Annotated in this window: 15 protein-coding genes; 12 read left to right on the top strand and 3 right to left on the bottom strand. The window is 34.6% G+C overall.

The annotated features are described in order from the left end of the window. The first annotated feature begins 60 nt into the window (after positions 1–60). The 6 genes from EKG35_RS14435 (at position 61) to arsC (ending at position 6,996) form a co-directional block, all read left to right on the top strand. Positions 61–2,475: a heavy metal translocating P-type ATPase gene (locus tag EKG35_RS14435; RefSeq protein ID WP_126295259.1), complete on the top strand. Its 2,415-nt coding sequence runs from the start codon at positions 61–63 to the stop codon at positions 2,473–2,475. A 171-nt stretch (positions 2,476–2,646) separates the two neighbouring features. Beyond that, positions 2,647–3,246 (top strand): YdhK family protein, encoded by a 600-nt coding sequence (locus EKG35_RS14430; protein ID WP_185807770.1) that lies wholly within the window; start codon positions 2,647–2,649, stop codon positions 3,244–3,246. Positions 3,247–3,559: 313 nt separating this feature from the next. Continuing rightward, complete coding sequence (locus EKG35_RS14425) at positions 3,560–4,756, top strand: aminotransferase-like domain-containing protein (protein ID WP_126295257.1); 1,197 nt, start codon at positions 3,560–3,562, stop codon at positions 4,754–4,756. A 143-nt stretch (positions 4,757–4,899) separates the two neighbouring features. Then, entirely contained in the window at positions 4,900–5,244 is a 345-nt protein-coding gene (locus tag EKG35_RS14420) for an ArsR/SmtB family transcription factor (protein ID WP_126295256.1), read from the top strand. Positions 5,245–5,258: 14 nt separating this feature from the next. Then, positions 5,259–6,554: an arsenic transporter gene (locus tag EKG35_RS14415; RefSeq protein ID WP_126295255.1), complete on the top strand. Its 1,296-nt coding sequence runs from the start codon at positions 5,259–5,261 to the stop codon at positions 6,552–6,554. A gap of 22 nt (positions 6,555–6,576) precedes the next feature. After that, positions 6,577–6,996, top strand: a complete 420-nt coding sequence (arsC, locus tag EKG35_RS14410; RefSeq protein ID WP_126295254.1) for an arsenate reductase (thioredoxin) — start codon at positions 6,577–6,579, stop codon at positions 6,994–6,996. Positions 6,997–7,129: 133 nt separating this feature from the next. Here arsC and EKG35_RS21020 read toward each other — a convergent pair whose 3' ends face one another. From EKG35_RS21020 to EKG35_RS14400, 3 genes are all read right to left on the bottom strand, one after another. Next, positions 7,130–7,279, bottom strand: coding sequence for a hypothetical protein (locus EKG35_RS21020; protein WP_185807769.1), 150 nt, complete (start codon positions 7,277–7,279; stop codon positions 7,130–7,132). Positions 7,280–7,293: 14 nt separating this feature from the next. Further along, the gene (locus EKG35_RS14405) at positions 7,294–8,196 is read right to left on the bottom strand and encodes a permease (RefSeq protein ID WP_126295253.1); all 903 of its coding nucleotides are present in this window, start codon (positions 8,194–8,196) and stop codon (positions 7,294–7,296) included. A gap of 119 nt (positions 8,197–8,315) precedes the next feature. After that, complete coding sequence (locus EKG35_RS14400) at positions 8,316–8,768, bottom strand: MarR family winged helix-turn-helix transcriptional regulator (RefSeq protein ID WP_126295252.1); 453 nt, start codon at positions 8,766–8,768, stop codon at positions 8,316–8,318. 117 nt (positions 8,769–8,885) lie between these two features. Here EKG35_RS14400 and EKG35_RS21535 point away from each other — a divergent pair, with 117 nt between their 5' ends. From EKG35_RS21535 to EKG35_RS14375, 6 genes are all read left to right on the top strand, one after another. Then, positions 8,886–9,065 (top strand): GNAT family N-acetyltransferase, encoded by a 180-nt coding sequence (locus tag EKG35_RS21535; protein ID WP_342774120.1) that lies wholly within the window; start codon positions 8,886–8,888, stop codon positions 9,063–9,065. Positions 9,066–9,085: 20 nt separating this feature from the next. Next, a complete protein-coding gene (locus EKG35_RS21530; protein WP_342774119.1) occupies positions 9,086–9,376 on the top strand; it encodes a GNAT family N-acetyltransferase in 291 nt (96 codons plus the stop codon). A gap of 23 nt (positions 9,377–9,399) precedes the next feature. Continuing rightward, positions 9,400–9,891 (top strand): hypothetical protein, encoded by a 492-nt coding sequence (locus tag EKG35_RS14390; protein WP_126295251.1) that lies wholly within the window; start codon positions 9,400–9,402, stop codon positions 9,889–9,891. An 860-nt stretch (positions 9,892–10,751) separates the two neighbouring features. After that, the gene (locus tag EKG35_RS14385) at positions 10,752–15,011 is read left to right on the top strand and encodes a cadherin-like beta sandwich domain-containing protein (RefSeq protein WP_185807768.1); all 4,260 of its coding nucleotides are present in this window, start codon (positions 10,752–10,754) and stop codon (positions 15,009–15,011) included. A gap of 207 nt (positions 15,012–15,218) precedes the next feature. Continuing rightward, positions 15,219–15,653, top strand: coding sequence for a MarR family winged helix-turn-helix transcriptional regulator (locus tag EKG35_RS14380; RefSeq protein ID WP_126295249.1), 435 nt, complete (start codon positions 15,219–15,221; stop codon positions 15,651–15,653). 86 nt (positions 15,654–15,739) lie between these two features. Continuing rightward, complete coding sequence (locus EKG35_RS14375; protein WP_126295248.1) at positions 15,740–16,366, top strand: nitroreductase family protein; 627 nt, start codon at positions 15,740–15,742, stop codon at positions 16,364–16,366. Positions 16,367–16,582 lie beyond the last annotated feature (216 nt).

Here is a 16,582-nt window from a genome sequence, read left to right as displayed (position 1 = left end):
AAGCACTCTCTTTCACATTTTTTAAATACCCTATGCAGGTATATGGGGAGAGGTGAAATAATGAGTAATGAAGTAAAAGAAACGAGTCTACAAATTACCGGAATGACATGTGCAGCCTGTGCAAATCGGATAGAAAAGGGATTAAACAAAATTGATGGAGTTGAAGAAGCTAACGTCAACCTAGCTTTAGAGAAATCTGTTATAAAGTATAATCCTGAGAAGGTAAGTCAACAAGAATTTGAAAAGAAAATTGAAGCATTAGGCTACGGTGTTGTAAAAGATAAAAAGGAATTTGCTATAACAGGAATGACGTGTGCTGCTTGTGCCAATCGAATAGAAAAAGGACTCAATAAAATGGAGGGCGTAACGCTAGCAAATGTTAACTTAGCGCTTGAACATGCCACTGTAGAATATTATCCATCTCAAGTTTCCGTCGCGGACATTGTGGGAAGAGTAGAGAAATTAGGTTATCTTGCACATTTAAAGGAAAATGAGCAAGATACAGTAGATTTCCGTGAAAAAGCAATTCAAAAACAAAAACAAAAATTCATTATTTCAGCGATTTTGTCTTTGCCGCTTTTATGGACAATGGTTGGTCATTTCTCTTTTACTTCTTTTATTTACGTTCCAGCTATTTTAATGAATCCTTGGGTTCAAATGATATTAGCAACACCAGTACAATTTATTATAGGGTGGCAGTTTTATGTAGGTGCTTTTAAAGCATTGAGAAATCAAAGCGCCAACATGGATGTCCTCGTTGTTATCGGAACTTCTGCTGCTTATTTTTATAGTGTGTTTCAAACGATTCTATCTGGTGAACATCATCATGCGCAGCTTTATTTTGAAACAAGCGCAGTTCTGATTACCTTAATTCTTTTAGGAAAGTTATTTGAAGCGAAAGCAAAAGGACGTTCATCTGAAGCAATTAAGAAATTAGTGGGACTACAAGCGAAAACAGCTTTAGTTGTTCGGGGCGGGATAGAAAAAGAAGTCCCACTGGAAGAAGTAATTATCGGAGATACGATTTTAGTAAAACCCGGTGAAAAAATCCCAGTAGATGGTGTAATTGTAGAAGGGAATACAGCTGTCGATGAATCGATGTTAACAGGTGAAAGTCTTCCAATTGATAAAACAGTCGGCTCGTTAGTCTATGGATCAACAATTAACAAAAATGGTTTTGTAAAGATGACTGCTACAAAGGTTGGTAGAGATACAGCTCTATCTCAAATTATAAAGGTAGTGGAAGATGCACAAGGCTCAAAAGCTCCTATTCAACGACTTGCTGACAAAATTTCAGGTATATTCGTTCCAATCGTTATAGGAATTGCAATTATTACTTATATTATCTGGCTTGTATTTATTACACCTGGAGAATTTAGCTCTGCACTGGAAGCTTTAATTTCAGTTCTTGTAATTGCTTGTCCATGTGCACTTGGTTTAGCAACTCCTACTTCAATTATGGCTGGTTCAGGCCGAGCAGCTGAATTAGGAATTTTATTTAAAGGTGGGGAGTATCTAGAACAAACACAGCATATAAACACTGTTGTGCTAGATAAAACTGGAACTGTTACGAAGGGGAAACCTGAATTAACAGATGTTTATGCAGAGGAACATATCAGTGAAAGATTATTTCTTTCTTTTATTGGATCTGTTGAAAAACAATCAGAACATCCTCTTGCCCAAGCAATTGTTCGAGGAATACTAGAACGTGGAATAGAACTAAGAGATGTTAAAGAATTTGAGGCAATTCCTGGTTATGGAGTAAAAGGAATTGTAAATCAAAAAGCAGTTGTAGTAGGTACTCGCCAATTAATGAATCAAAACAATATTGATATTACTTCAATATTGAACATGATGGAAGAATTAGAAGCCAACGGGAAAACAACAATGTTAGCAAGTATAAATGGTCAATATGCGGGTTTAGTGGCTGTCTCTGATACAATCAAAGAAACTTCAAAAAAAGCAATAAAACGTCTTCAAGAAATGAACATAGAAGTTATTATGATGACAGGTGACAACGAGAGAACTGCAAAAGCCATTGCTGCTCAAGTTGGAATTGGACAAACAATAGCTGAAGTTTTACCAGAAGGAAAAGCGGAAGAAGTAAAGAAACTTCAGTCAACAGGTAAGAAGGTTGCCATGGTTGGCGATGGAATTAATGATGCACCTGCATTAGCTGTAGCAGATATAGGAATGGCAATCGGAACAGGTACAGATGTTGCTATGGAAGCAGCAGACATCACTTTAATCCGTGGTGACTTAAACAGTATTGCAGATGCTATCATCATGAGTCATAAGACAATGATTAATATTAAACAAAATTTATTCTGGGCATTTGGTTACAATATCATAGGAATTCCAATTGCAGCTGCTGGATTCCTTGCTCCTTGGGTAGCGGGCGCTGCAATGGCATTTAGTTCTGTATCAGTAGTCCTAAACGCACTAAGATTACAAAGAGCAAGGCTAGATAAGTAAAGATAATTTTAACCTTTTATCATCAAACTATTAGGAAGCTATTCATTTAGCTTCTTTTTTATTCAAAAAAGCATCTTTAATTTGGACTAACTTTATGAATAGAAAATAGTTTAAGGTCAATCCTTAAAGTAAAAGTTGAACTGATTTTGTTCAAAAAACTTTAGGAGGCATATGATGAAGAACAAATTATTGTTGCTAATAACTTCACTCTTTGCAACTATTTTGCTAACAGCTTGCGGCTGGAATGATACGAACAATGGTGATACGTCGGAAACTGGGACAACTGTCACAAATAACAATGAAGAAATGGATAAACATGAGGATGGGGATACAGCACTCCCGAATCACTCAAGTACAGGTGATGTTCCAGAGGGATTAAAAGAAGCTGAAAACCCTAAATTTCCAGTCGGCAGTAAAGCTACTATTAAAGGAGATCATATGGAGGGAATGCTTGGATCTGAAGCAACAATTGTAGGGGCTTACGATACAACTGTTTATTCAGTTTCCTATACGCCGACAAATGGAAATGAATTTCAAGAAAATCATAAATGGGTTATTAAAGAAGAAATAAAGGGATATGGAGAAGAAACTCTTGACCAAGGTGCAGAAGTAGTCATTAATGCTGATCACGAACCAGGCATGCTAGGTGCAACTGGTGTTATTGATACAGTGGAAGATACAACAGTTTATATGGTAAATTTCACATCTACTACGGGAGAAACAGTAGCAAATCATAAGTGGTTAAAAGAAAGTGAATTATCTGCAGAGTAACACTTGTAAAAGTCCAATTCATAAAATTTATGAATACTTTTTAATGCAAAATTCACATAACATAGTGATGTAAATTTCATGTTATTTTTATAAAATCAAAAATTAGAATATATTTACCGTATATTCGTTGAAAATTGATTGTTCGAGCGGTTTATGGATATTTATTTTTGAAATGAATAAATAATTTCTATGTTTTATCATTTTTTATTAATTTTCCCTTTGAAATTTTTTAAATAGTCTGATAAAATCGGATAACACTGATTTGATTTTATAGAATCTTTTCAGCGACTATCCGAAAAAGAGGGAAATATAAATGAAGTACTCAAATAAGATATTAAATACTCCATCATCATTCATTCGAAATATACTAAAGGTGACAGATGCACCTGACGTCATTTCGTTTGCTGGAGGTTTACCAAATCCAATTTCATTTCCAATTGATGATTTGCAAAAATCGATTAATCATGCAATCGAAGAAAATGGTGCGAAATTATTCCAATATTCAACTACTGAAGGTTATTTGCCGTTACGCCAATATATCGTCGAAAAATATAAGAAAAGTCACGGTTTAGACTTTGATCCAGAAGATATTTTAATTACAACTGGTTCTCAACAGGCGTTGCAATTAATATCACAAGTACTTATTAATAAAGGCGAAGGAATAGTGATGGAGGAACCTGGTTATTTAGGTGCTATCCAAGCATTCACTTTAGCCGAACCTAGTTTTTATACAGTTGTATTAGATGAAGATGGATTAAATGTAGAACAATTAGAAGATACACTAAAAAATAATCGGAATATTAAATTTATTTATACTGTACCTAATTTCCATAATCCAACTGGAATTACGTACTCAAGGGAAAATCGTGAAGCCGTTTATGAAGTAGTTAAAAACTATGATGTTGTATTAATTGAAGACGATCCGTATGGGGATTTAAGATGGCATGGTGAACAATTGCCATATATCGGTGCTGGTCGTTTAGAAAATTCTGTGTTGCTTGGTTCATTCTCGAAAGTCGTAACTCCAGGGATGCGCCTAGGCTATATCGTAACGAAAAATAAAGAGTTAATGCACCATATTAATACAGCGAAACAGGCAACAGATTTGCACACAAATATTTTCTCTCAAATTATTATTCATGATTATTTAGTAAATAATGATTTAGACTCTCATGTAAAGAAAATAATTAACCTTTACCAAACGCAAGCAAATACAATGCTGAATGCAATGGCTAAATACTTCCCATCTACTGTGAAATATACAAAACCGGATGGAGGTATGTTCATTTGGGTTACATTAGAAGAGGGAACATCGGCTCTTGATTTCTTCTATAAAGCGATGGAAGAAAAAGTTGCCTTTGTACCTGGAGATCCATTCTATACTAGTAAAACAAACGTAAATACATTGCGGTTAAATTATACAAACTCTTCTCCAGAAATGATTGAGGAAGGGATTAAACGTTTAGGGAAAATTTTATATTCTCTAACCTCTGAAAAGCAAATAGTGTAAGTAACAATGCAGGCTTAGTCAAACTTTTGACTATGTCCTGCTTTTTTATTTATTGTGTATGAACCTTGAAAATTATATATAAGTGAATTATTATATAAGCGGATTGTTATATATTTTTTGCTACTTAATTGGAGGTGAATATTTTGCAGGAAGTAGTGAAAGAAATAGATGAAACAGCGTCCATCTTAAAGCTTTTAGGTGATAAAACACGTTTAACGATGATTAAAATGCTGGAATCCCATGATTATTGTGTTTGTGAATTTGTGGAAGTTTTTAAGGTGAGCCAGCCAGCTATTAGTCAGCATGTAAAAAAATTAAAGGATGCTGGGTTAGTTCAAGAAACAAAAAAAGGGCAATGGGTTATTTATTCTTTGAATAGGCAGTGTAAGTATTTTCCGATTATACAAAGTTTACTTCATCATCTCCCTAATCAAGACTTTCATCTACAAAAACTTAAAGAACAAGGATTGCGCATCTCATGTAAGTAGGAGGAGGGAGTTTGTTGATTACTCCAATATTGGCATCATTCATTTTTTTAATAACACTAATTTTTGTCATCTGGCAGCCAAAGGGTTTAAATATAGGCTGGACTGCATGTGGAGGAGCTGTACTGGCATTAATAGTTGGTGTGGTAGATTTTCATGATGTAGCTGAGGTTGTCGGAATTACATGGAACGCGACTTTAACATTTATTGCAATTATTTTAATCTCGATTATATTGGATGAGATCGGATTGTTCGAATGGGCAGCATTACATATGGCAAGAATCGCAAAAGGTAATGGCATTAAAATGTTTGTCTATGTGAGTATTTTAGGTGCAGTTGTTTCTGCGTTATTTGCAAATGATGGAGCTGCCTTAATCTTAACGCCTATTGTTTTAGCAATGGTAAAAAATTTAAACTTCAAAGAAAAATTAATTTTCCCATTTATTATGGCAAGTGGATTTATAGCAGATACGACTTCTTTGCCATTTATCGTGAGTAACCTGGTAAATATAGTATCAGCAGACTACTTTAATATTGGTTTTGCAGAATACGCCTCAAGAATGATCATCCCTAACATTTTTTCATTAATTGCGACTATTACTGTTTTACTAATTTATTTCAGAAAAAATATTCCAACTAATTATGATTTATCAAAATTAAGAATTCCGAAAGAAGCAATAAAGGATTATAAAATGTTCCGACTTTCATGGTTTGTGCTTGGAATATTATTAATTGGTTATTTTACGAGTGAATTTATTCATATTCCTGTTTCCTTTGTGGCGGGTATAATTGCAATCTTTTTCATATTAATGGCTAGAAGAAGCAAAGCTGTTAATACAACAGCTGTTGTTAAAGGAGCGCCATGGAATATCGTATTTTTCTCAATCGGAATGTACGTTGTAGTTTACGGAATGGGCAATGCATGGTTAACAGCTTCCTTGGCTGGTGTCATTGAATTTTTTGCAGAACAGGGTCTGTTTGTAGGTACAATGGCGATGGGCTTTATTGCAGCATTCTTATCTTCGATTATGAACAATTTGCCGACTGTTATGATTGATGCCTTAGCAATTGCAGAGACGAATACAACAGGAATTTTAAGGGAAGCACTAATTTATTCGAATGTAATTGGATCTGACTTAGGACCAAAAATTACACCAATTGGGTCACTTGCAACATTAGTGTGGCTTCATGTTCTTTCTCAAAAGGGCGTGAAAATCTCATGGGGAACGTATTTTAAAACGGGTATTGTGTTAACAATCCCAATTCTGTTCTTTACATTATTAGGTTTATACTTAACTCTTATCGTATTTTAATAACATTTTTAAGGAGACAAGCATGAATAAAAAAACGATTTACTTTTTATGTACAGGAAATTCTTGCAGAAGCCAAATGGCAGAAGGATGGGCAAAAAAACTTTTACCCACTGACTGGGAAGTGAAGAGCGCGGGCATAGAAGCACATGGAATCAACCCGAATGCTATTAAAGCTATGAATGAAGTAGGAATTGATATTTCAAATCAAACTTCTGATATTATAGATATTGAAATATTAAACAACGCAGATTTAGTTGTTACATTATGCGGCGATGCAGCAGACAAATGTCCAGTTACACCCCCTTCGGTTAAACGGGAACATTGGGGCTTTGATGATCCAGCAAAAGCTCAAGGAACTGATGAAGAAAAATGGGCATTTTTCCAGCGTGTTCGCGATGAAATAGGTGAAAGAATTAGACACTTTGCTGCAACAGGGGAATAACAAAAAGTACTTGCTAGATGTCTCATCTATAGTTTTAAAGAACAGGCAATAGAAATAATTCGCGCTTAATTGCCGCATGAGATGTAAGGGGGTTACCCATATCTCATGCGACAAGCCCGAATTTACCAAGATGTTAATTGTTTTTATTATTTTCATCCGTACAGCATTGCTCGTTACTATTTCCATCACAGCAATTAATTTTTTCCTCTTCTATTTCAATAATTTGAATGTCACAGCAATCTTTCTTTTTTTGACTTCCTTTAAAAAGTGATAGGATATTCATTTTTTCACCTCCTTTTAAAATTCAATTATTAAAAATAAATACCCTGAGAAAGTAGCCATTAAAAACACGGATGTTATAAACGCTGTGATTAACTTCGTACTAAAAATACTCTTTAGCATAATAATTTCGGGTAGACTAGCTCCAGCACCACCAATTAACAATGCCATTGTCGGCGCGATGGGAAAACCGTTGGCAAGTAGTATTTGAGCCATAGGCAACATTGTGGACAACCGGATATATAGTGGTACACCAATAACCGCTGCTAATGGAATTACCCACCATTGATTTTGATCAGAAATTAAGTTTAGAAAATCAGTAGGTACAGCTTCTTTAATAATCGCCCCAACAAGTGCTCCGATAAGGATATAAACAAGCACAGTTTTTATTAATTCCCAAGTTTCTTTAAAGGACAGCTTAATATTAAGCAAAAGATTTCGTCTACGCTCTCGGTTTTGTTCTGGGATTGTTCCTTTAATAAAGACATTTTTTACATGCTCTTTGTAGTTTTTCTTATCTAAATACCAACCAATGATCATCGAAAAGATAAATGTTGTAATTGTGTAAATAATCGTTGCTTTAACACCATACATATAAGCCATGAGTGCAATAATCCATGGATCTAGCAACGGAGAACTAAATAAATAAGTCATAACTGTTTGAAAAGGAATATTTCGATTGAGCATTGTCACTAATAGTGGAATGGTAGAGCATGAGCAAAAAGGTGTGATAAATCCAAGAAATGCCCCTGCAAAATTTGCTACTAAAGTATTTTTGCTTCCCATCCATTTCTCGATTTTTTCAATAGGAGCATAGGCTTGCAAGAAACTGATTAAAAATGAAATTCCGATAAATAAAACTAATAAATTTTTACTTAATGAAAGAAACTCTATAAAGATTTTTGAAAGTAACTCAAACATAATTAAAAATTCCTCCATTATATTAATTTGTCTTATAATAGTTGTAATTTACAACTAATAGTTTTGGTTTGTTATTACAACCGTTGCAATATACAAGTATTAGTCTGAAAGAAAGGCTACTAACAGCAACTGCTGTTTTTCATAGCCTGTAAAAGTAGTTCTATACTTTCTAGCACTTGTTCACGTTTATCTGAAGGAATATGTGAAAGTATTTCAAAATTGTAGGTATTCATTTGATCTGTAATATCATTTTCATATTTTTCACCATCTTCGGTTAATGAAATAAGAACGTATCGACGATCGGTAGGGGATTGTGTTCGAGTAACCAAATTTCGCTCCACAAGTCCTTGGATATGTCGACTTAGCGTACTATTATCAAGCCCTAAAGAGGCTGATAGCTCATTTAATGTAAGCTGCTTTGCCCGTTGAATTTCAAATAAAATATGACTTTGAACTAATGTAACACCACAGCATTGTGCACCTTCTTTTTCAAGTAAACCAAAGCGTCGGATTAAAATTTGAAGCATTTCTCTAAGTTGTTGATGTTCTTTTCCAGCTTCAACTTTTTTCATATACTTTTCACCACACAGAGTAATTTATTAAGGTGATTGTATTATACAACTATTTGACGTGTCAACTAATATTTGCTATATTTTTTACAAATTATGATAGTAAGAGGGGAAATGGGAATGTCAGTTGAAATTAGAAATATGGTTGATAATGACTGGAAAAGTGTAAAAAACATTTATTTAGATGGGATTGCTACTGGAAATGCGACATTTGAAATTACTGCTCCTAGTTTCGACCAATGGAATCAATCACATCATCCTACTTGTAGATTCGTAGCGGTAATAGATAAAGAGGTTTAGGATGGGTTGCCTTAAGTGAAGTGTCAAGTCGTTGTGTTTATGCGGGAGTTGGCGAAGTAAGCATCTATGTATCGCCAAAAGCGAAGGGGAAGGGAATTGGTACAGCGTTGCTAACTAACCTTATTGAAGAAAGCGAAAGAAATGGTTTTTGGACTTTGCAATCTACAGTGTTGCTGGAAAATGAAGCGAGTATCCAACTACATAAGAAGGTAGGGTTTCGTATTGTTGGTACCCGTGAAAAAATAGGAAAGCTAAATGGTGTTTGGAGAGATACTGTGCTGTTAGAGCGTAGGAGTAAAGCATATATTTAGATGAAAAAGTAAGGGGGATGTTTATGCTGAGGAAAAAACTAACGGCACTAATTATGCTGGGAATGTGCTTAATCATAGCAGGATGTGCGAAAGAACAGTCAGTTTCACTGCCTGAGGATATCCCAGATTTTGTAAAAGTCGGTGATTTTGAATCCATTGATTGGGATCAAAAAGCAGTCATGTTCGGTGATAGCGGAATCATAGGAAATGAAAACAAATCAGGCGTTATCGGTGCAGGTATGCCAAGCCTAAACGGTCAAAAATGGATGTGGCACCTATGGGGAAACGATGAACCAGTTGGTAAAGAGCTCACAATCGTAGGCTTTCATAAAGAAACGAATTCTGTTCATCCAATATTGATGACAGGCTGGTCACTTCAACTTGGAGGTGAAAACAATGGAGCAAATGCACATGCACCTTCATCTGTTCAAATTCCAGAGCCTGGGGAATGGGCTATTCTGCTTTATGTAGATAAAAAATTATTCGATACTTTAATTTATGATATAAAAGAATAACTAAAGTATTATAAAGATTTTATGCATTATTAATTCTTAACACTAAGGGTTTAAACATCTTTATTTTAACACAGAGGAAAAATGGTAGAATAGAAATCTCCCTTTTTGTATATTTATGGATAAGTAGTGATGAGGGTGAAGAAAAAATTAGTAGTTTTTTGGAGTTTTATTAATATTTCCCATATCTTCATCTGCTTTTGCAAATGAAATTAATCAAAATGAACAGAATAATTCCAATGTACAAATAGCTCGGAGTAGTGAGGTTGATTTAGGTTTTTCAATATAAATAATTTCTAATCAACTTTGCAGAAACAGAGGAATAATATTTTTTAAGGGATGGCCTAAAGTGAGGAAAATACCTACTTTTGCCATCCTTTTATTTTTTATTTATGGCTTAGCAAGTTATTTCTGGCGCAGTATTAGTAACTAGTGTATGAATAACGAATACTAGGTGTGGCTAAAGTATTCCGACTTTGACTACTCTTTTCAATAAGATAGTATACTTGTCCTCCAATTTCCACCATTAATAAAATAGGGGTAATTTCCTAAAATTTGGATTGTTTAGTTTACTACTATGTGATAAAGTGAATTGTCGAATATAGTCACATATTAGTATATATAAGCCTATATATTAAAAAAAATGTGATAAATTTGTATTATTTTTTGTACTTTATAAGAAAGAGAGGATATCAGATTCTAAAATAATTGTTATTGATATAAATTTACTTGTTTGTTTTTCCTTAATAGGAGATTAAATGAAAAAATGGGTGGTTCATGTAATTCTTTAAGTAGAATTAGGAGTATTATCTACTGAATTGATGGATTTTTCAGAGAATAGTAATGAACATATGGAGGAAAAAATGAATACAAAGAAATGGATTATTATATCTATAATTTTTTTGCTTGTTATCCAACCGTTTTATTCGATTATTGGTTCAAGCAGTAAAGCTGCCGCTGAGGGAATTCCCTTTGTTGGAGGAGATGGAACATCTGAAAATCCTTATCAGATAGCGACAGCAGATCAACTAAATGAAGTACGAAATTATTTAGATAAAGACTTTATTCTGGTAGCTGATATTGACCTAGAAGGATACTCAAATTGGGTTCCTATTGCAGGATTCAGGGGTAGTTTTAATGGGGATTGGCATGTTATCAGTAATTTAAAAATAACTGAAGATAATAGTAATATCGGTTTGTTTTCCTTCGTAGATAACGCAACTTTAAAAAATTTCGCACTAAAAGATGCACAGGTTAATGGTGCCAATCAAACGGCTATACTGGCAGGTCAAGCTTACAATTTTACAGTAATTGAAGGTGTAACGATTGATGGTGGTACAGTTAATGCAACTGGTGGCGTAGTTGGTGGGTTAGTTGGATATGCAGCTAATGTTATTTTCAATAAGGTTTCTTCATCAGCTACAGTTAGTTCAAGTGCTGATAACGTAGGTGGATTAATTGGTTTTTCGCAAAGCGCTAATACTTTAAAAAATTCGTACTCTACTGGAAATGTTACAGGTTCCTTTAATGTAGGGGGTCTTATAGGACAGGCAAATAACAGTACTATTGAGAATACATATGCAACTGGGAAAGTAATATTTAATGGCAATGGTGGAGGTTTAATTGGAAGCATTGATACTACCGTTACTAACAGTTTTTACGATTTAATAACTACTAGTTTAGATGATGATTCTGGAAAAGGGTCTCCAAAAACAATCGAGGATATGAAGCAAGAAAGCACCTATACTAATTGGGGATTTGGAGATACATGGGGATTAGATCAAAATAAAAATAATGGTTATCCATATTTATTATCAAGTAATACAAATTTAAATAATTTGACTATCTCACTTTTTAGTTTAAATGAAAGCTTTTCACCAAATAAGCTAAACTACACTGTAACTGTGCCAATCGGAACTAATGAAATAGCTTTAAGTGCTACACCCGCTGATTTAAAAGCGTCTGTTACTATTCCAGGTGCTGTCGATGATACAGTTACATTAGATTCTGATGGTCAAACTATGATTAGTGTTGAAGTAAAAGCAGAGGATGGAACTACTAAAACTTATATGATTACAGTAGTAACTGAAGCTACTCCTTCAAATAACGCTAATTTGAGTAATTTAACTTTAAGTCAAGGAACACTATCACCAAGTTTCGCATCAGGAATAACAGAATACAAAGCAAGTGTAGGGAACGAAATAAGTAGTGTAGAAGTAACACCAATGCTTGACGATAGTACTGCAACATTGACAGTGAATGGATCATTAGCGACAAGTGGAAATGCACAGAATATTTCATTAAATGTAGGAGAAAATCCAATTACGATTGTAGTTACTGCTCAAGATGGAAAAACTACAACTTATACGATTGAGTTAACAAGGGGAAATAGTTTAGGAAATGGAGAAGATCCAGATTTAAATGCTAGTAATCCTCCAAGTGAAAATTCATGCGTTTCAGGCTTGGGGGATGGATTAACACCAGAGAATCCAATTATTATTTGCACAGCCGAAGATTTAGATAATATTAGAAATGGTATGGATAAACACTATAAACTTGGACAAGATATCGATCTTGAAAGTTATGTTAGCGAAGGTGGCCCAGCATATAATAACGGAAAAGGTTGGGCGCCAATTGGTTCCATGAGCGAATCATTTACAGGAACTCTTGATGGGAACAATTATGAAATAAAAAATTTGAAAATTAATCGCCCTAATGAAATGTTTGTAGGTTTATTTGGGGGGACTTATGATCCTGATTGGGATCAAGAAGCAAATATGAATAATGGGGTAATAGATTTTTCTTCTCAAAGAATTACGTTTAATAATATTAAGCTAAGGAATGTAAATATAATTGGTGATTATACTGTTGGAGCATTAGCAGCATCAATTTCACGTGGTGGAATTAATAATTCCTCTGTAACTGGAATTATAGAGGGGGTAAGTAGTGTAGGTGGCTTAGCTGGTAATAACGCTTATACTTTTATTAGCCGTTCGTGGTCCGATGCAACCGTTATTGGTAAGGTATGTGATCCTACTAATTTATATATTGCATGTGGTACTACCGGAGGGCTTGTTGGTCATAATTCGGGACAAATTACAGAATCTTTCTCTGTTGGCGATGTAAATGGGTTAAAAAATGTGGGCGGGTTAGTTGGAGTTGGTTGGAATTATGATATTATCAACTCATATTCTGCCGGGACTGTTACAGGGAAAATGAGTGTAGGTGGCATTGTCGGTTCATTAGATCACTCAACAGATATCATAAATAGTTATTCAATTTCTAAAGTCCATCCCACTCCAGATAGTGAATCTACAACTATCGGTGGTTTAGCCGGAACACCATATAGCGGACCCTTTAGTGAACCATCCGGACCTTTTATCACCTTTGGTATCTCCTCTTATTGGGATGTCACAGTTTCAAATATAGAAGCCAGAGAAAATGAATATGGAACACCTGTTACAAAATCTTTGGATATGATGAAGAAGGGTACATTTGTAAATTGGGATACTGAAAATGTATGGTATATAACTTGCGATGGTGAAAGTGGATACCCAGCTTTAAAATGGATGATGTCAGACATACCAACTGATCGATCTTGTCCGGGAAGTGGGATGGAGAATCCGAATGAAATTCCAGGAACAGAGACTCCAAGCGTTCCAGAACCCCCAAATACAGGAGGAAACGAAACAGAATCACCTTCTAAGCCTCAAACAGGTGGAAACAAAGGCGGTAGTGGCAATGGTTCTTCCAATACGGAAATCATTACAGTAGACGTAGATGGGAAAAATGGTGAGAATTTAAATAAGACGCCAATCAAACGTACAACAGAATCAAATGGTGTTGTTAAAGATTTTGTAACCATGCCAGAGACTATTGCAAAGGATACGGTTCAAAAAGCAAAAGAATCCGGAAATGATACGGCTCGTATTATAATCCCTGATGATAAGGACGTTGTATCTGAAACAAATGTTGAGGTTCCAAAGTCCGCCTTAACAGAGCTGAAAAGCGGAGAGCTAAACCTTGATATTTATACAGAAAATGTAACGATTTCAATTCCAAAAGCATCACTAATAGACTTTAATGAGGATCTTTACTTCCATTTGATTCCAATCAAAGAAGAAGCACAGCGTAAGGATGTAGAAGACCGAGCAAGAGTGGAAAAAATCGTTAAGGACATGGCTCAGGATCAAAGTATCGAAGTCGTAGCTCGTCCAATGACAATTGACACGAATATGCAAAGTAGACCAGTAACACTTATTTTGCCATTACGTGAAGTTCACCTTCCAACAGAAGAAGCTGAACGGGAAAAATTCTTAAAAGAGCTCGTGATTTTCATTGAACATAGTGATGGAGAAAAGCAATTAGTAAAAGCAAATGTGGTTCAATATAACGAAGGTCAATTGGGTTTACAATTTGGTGTTAACAAGTTCAGTACGTTCACGATCCTTCACATGGAAGGATCTGAGGAAGAAGCAGCTGAACAAGGGACACATAATCCTTATATTATAGGCTTCGGTTCAGAATTCCGTCCAAATCAACCAGTGTCGCGAGCACAAATGGCAAGAATGTTAGCCCGAAACTTAGACGCAACACCATCAACTCAAGCTTATAAAGATATCTCAGCAACACATTGGGTATATAATGAGGTAATGGAAGTTAAAGGTGCTGGCATTATGACTGGAAAAACTGATACTACATTTGATGCTAGCGGTCATATAACGCGTGCACAAATGGCGGGGATTGCGTATCGCTGGATTCAAAATGAATGTGGAAAAGATGCAAATGCATTTGACAGCTGTGTGAAGCTGAAAAACATTCCAAATACAAACTTCAATGATGTATCTTCTAATCACTGGGCATTTGAAGCAATTAACTTCATGAAAGATTCAAAAATGATGGTAGGATTCGAAGATAACACATTCCGTCCAAATGAAAACCTTACAAGAGCTCAAGCGGTGAAAGTGTTAAATGACTTATTCAAACGTGGACCATTAACAGGCATAACAACTCCAAGTTTTGAGGATGTTACACCATCACATTGGGCTTTCGAGGAAATCGAAGAAGCAGCAAGAACACATACTATTAATTTCGATGATAGTGGGCAAGAAATTCTAAAATAAATTTCATTCTAAAAGGATTGCTTTGTAGAGAAAATCTACTAGCAATCCTTTTACAATTCAATCATAACCCAAGCGATCATAAAAATTACATGGTACGTATTTAATTTCGACTACGTATTTTTTATAAGCAAAAAGCTTGATTAATTATTATTTTGCACTATAATTGACTTGTCAACAATTGATTAGTCAACTATAAGGAGGGAAGAAATGCAACAATCATGTGAAGAAAAAAAACATATACTCCTTATGTTTAAAAATCTTGATAGACAAGTCACTCAAAATTTTGAAAAGCGAACGGGGATTAGCTTAACCAGATATGAAATATTGTACACATTGCTTAAAAGGGGACAGCTTTCCCAAATAGAATTACAGTATTCGCTGAAGATTGATCAAGCTGCTATAACAAGACACTTAAAATTACTTGAAGAAAATAATTTTGTTATTCGTAATCGTAATAAACAAAATAATCGGGAAGTAATTGTGGAGATTACAGATGCTGGTAAAAATGCTTTAGAGCACTGTGATTTAGATAGAAAGCAATTTTTTGATGATTTATTTTATGAATGTACAGAGCAAGAGATACAGCAGCTTCAAACTTTGGTAAAAAAACTGCTTAATAACAGTGAAAAACTAAATGGTTAAAAAGGGCTTTTTAGAAGTCGCATTGCTCACTAATTTCTTTTTCAATACTTAAATTTTATATAAATATACTGAAAGGGGTATCAATGATGCCATTGACACAAACAACAATTGAACAATTAATGCATGAAAGAAAATCAGTTCGTAAATATAAAGAGGGCGTTGTTATTCCACATGAAAAACTTGAAACTTTATTACAAAATGCTATAACAGCTCCTTCTTCAAGTAATATGCAACCATGGCGCTTTATCGTTATTGAAGATCAACAAGTTAAAAAAGAATTACGAAAAATTGCTAATGATCAAGAGCAAGTTGAGACTTCTTCCGCAATTATTGCAGTACTTGGAGATCTTGAAATGTATAAACGAGCACAACAAATTTATGATGCGAATTTTGAACAAGGTTTTATGGCTAGAGAAGTAGCTGATTTAATGATTAAAAATTCACTTTCTTTATACGGTAACTTACCAGAAGAAACATTAAAAAACATTGTCCATTTTGATGCAGGACTAATATCAATGCAAATTATGTTATTGGCTAAAGAAATGGGATATGATACAGTGCCGATGGGTGGTTTTGATAAAGTTAAATTTGCTGAAAAATTTAACTTACCAAAAAATGAAATACCTATTCTACTAATTGCTATTGGGGAAGCAGCAGCTCCTGCTTATGGGTCATCACGTCTGCCGATTGAACAGGTAGTAAGATATATTTAAAGAAGTGTGGTATTTAAAAATTATTTTGATTGCCTATTATTTATTGTTTTAACAACTAACCTATGTTATAGTACATGCAACTAGATGAACGGAGGTGTATTTTGCAAGAAAAAAGTGCAGAGATTTGCAATTAATTATACAGAGTGTTGCCACCCAGTATTTTTACAATTTCTTCGATAAAGCATTTGTTAAACGGAAGCTTTGCCCCGTGTATGA

This window comes from Lysinibacillus telephonicus, assembly GCF_003966145.1.
GTDB classification, from domain to species: Bacteria; Bacillota; Bacilli; order Bacillales_A; family Planococcaceae; genus Ureibacillus; species Ureibacillus telephonicus.
The sequence above is the reverse complement of the archived record's forward strand: the minus strand, read 5'-3'. Positions and strand labels throughout refer to the sequence as shown.

Coding starts and splice junctions, on each gene's coding strand:
- EKG35_RS14405 (WP_126295253.1), bottom strand. CDS start 8,196: ATGTTTGAGTTACTTTCAAAAATCTTTATAGAGTTTCTTTCATTAAGT.
- EKG35_RS14390 (WP_126295251.1), top strand. CDS start 9,400: ATGCTGAGGAAAAAACTAACGGCACTAATTATGCTGGGAATGTGCTTA.
- EKG35_RS14425 (WP_126295257.1), top strand. CDS start 3,560: ATGAAGTACTCAAATAAGATATTAAATACTCCATCATCATTCATTCGA.
- EKG35_RS14435 (WP_126295259.1), top strand. CDS start 61: ATGAGTAATGAAGTAAAAGAAACGAGTCTACAAATTACCGGAATGACA.
- EKG35_RS14430 (WP_185807770.1), top strand. CDS start 2,647: ATGATGAAGAACAAATTATTGTTGCTAATAACTTCACTCTTTGCAACT.
- EKG35_RS14375 (WP_126295248.1), top strand. CDS start 15,740: ATGCCATTGACACAAACAACAATTGAACAATTAATGCATGAAAGAAAA.
- EKG35_RS14385 (WP_185807768.1), top strand. CDS start 10,752: ATGAATACAAAGAAATGGATTATTATATCTATAATTTTTTTGCTTGTT.
- arsC (WP_126295254.1), top strand. CDS start 6,577: ATGAATAAAAAAACGATTTACTTTTTATGTACAGGAAATTCTTGCAGA.
- EKG35_RS14380 (WP_126295249.1), top strand. CDS start 15,219: ATGCAACAATCATGTGAAGAAAAAAAACATATACTCCTTATGTTTAAA.
- EKG35_RS14400 (WP_126295252.1), bottom strand. CDS start 8,768: ATGAAAAAAGTTGAAGCTGGAAAAGAACATCAACAACTTAGAGAAATG.
- EKG35_RS21535 (WP_342774120.1), top strand. CDS start 8,886: ATGTCAGTTGAAATTAGAAATATGGTTGATAATGACTGGAAAAGTGTA.
- EKG35_RS21020 (WP_185807769.1), bottom strand. CDS start 7,279: ATGAATATCCTATCACTTTTTAAAGGAAGTCAAAAAAAGAAAGATTGC.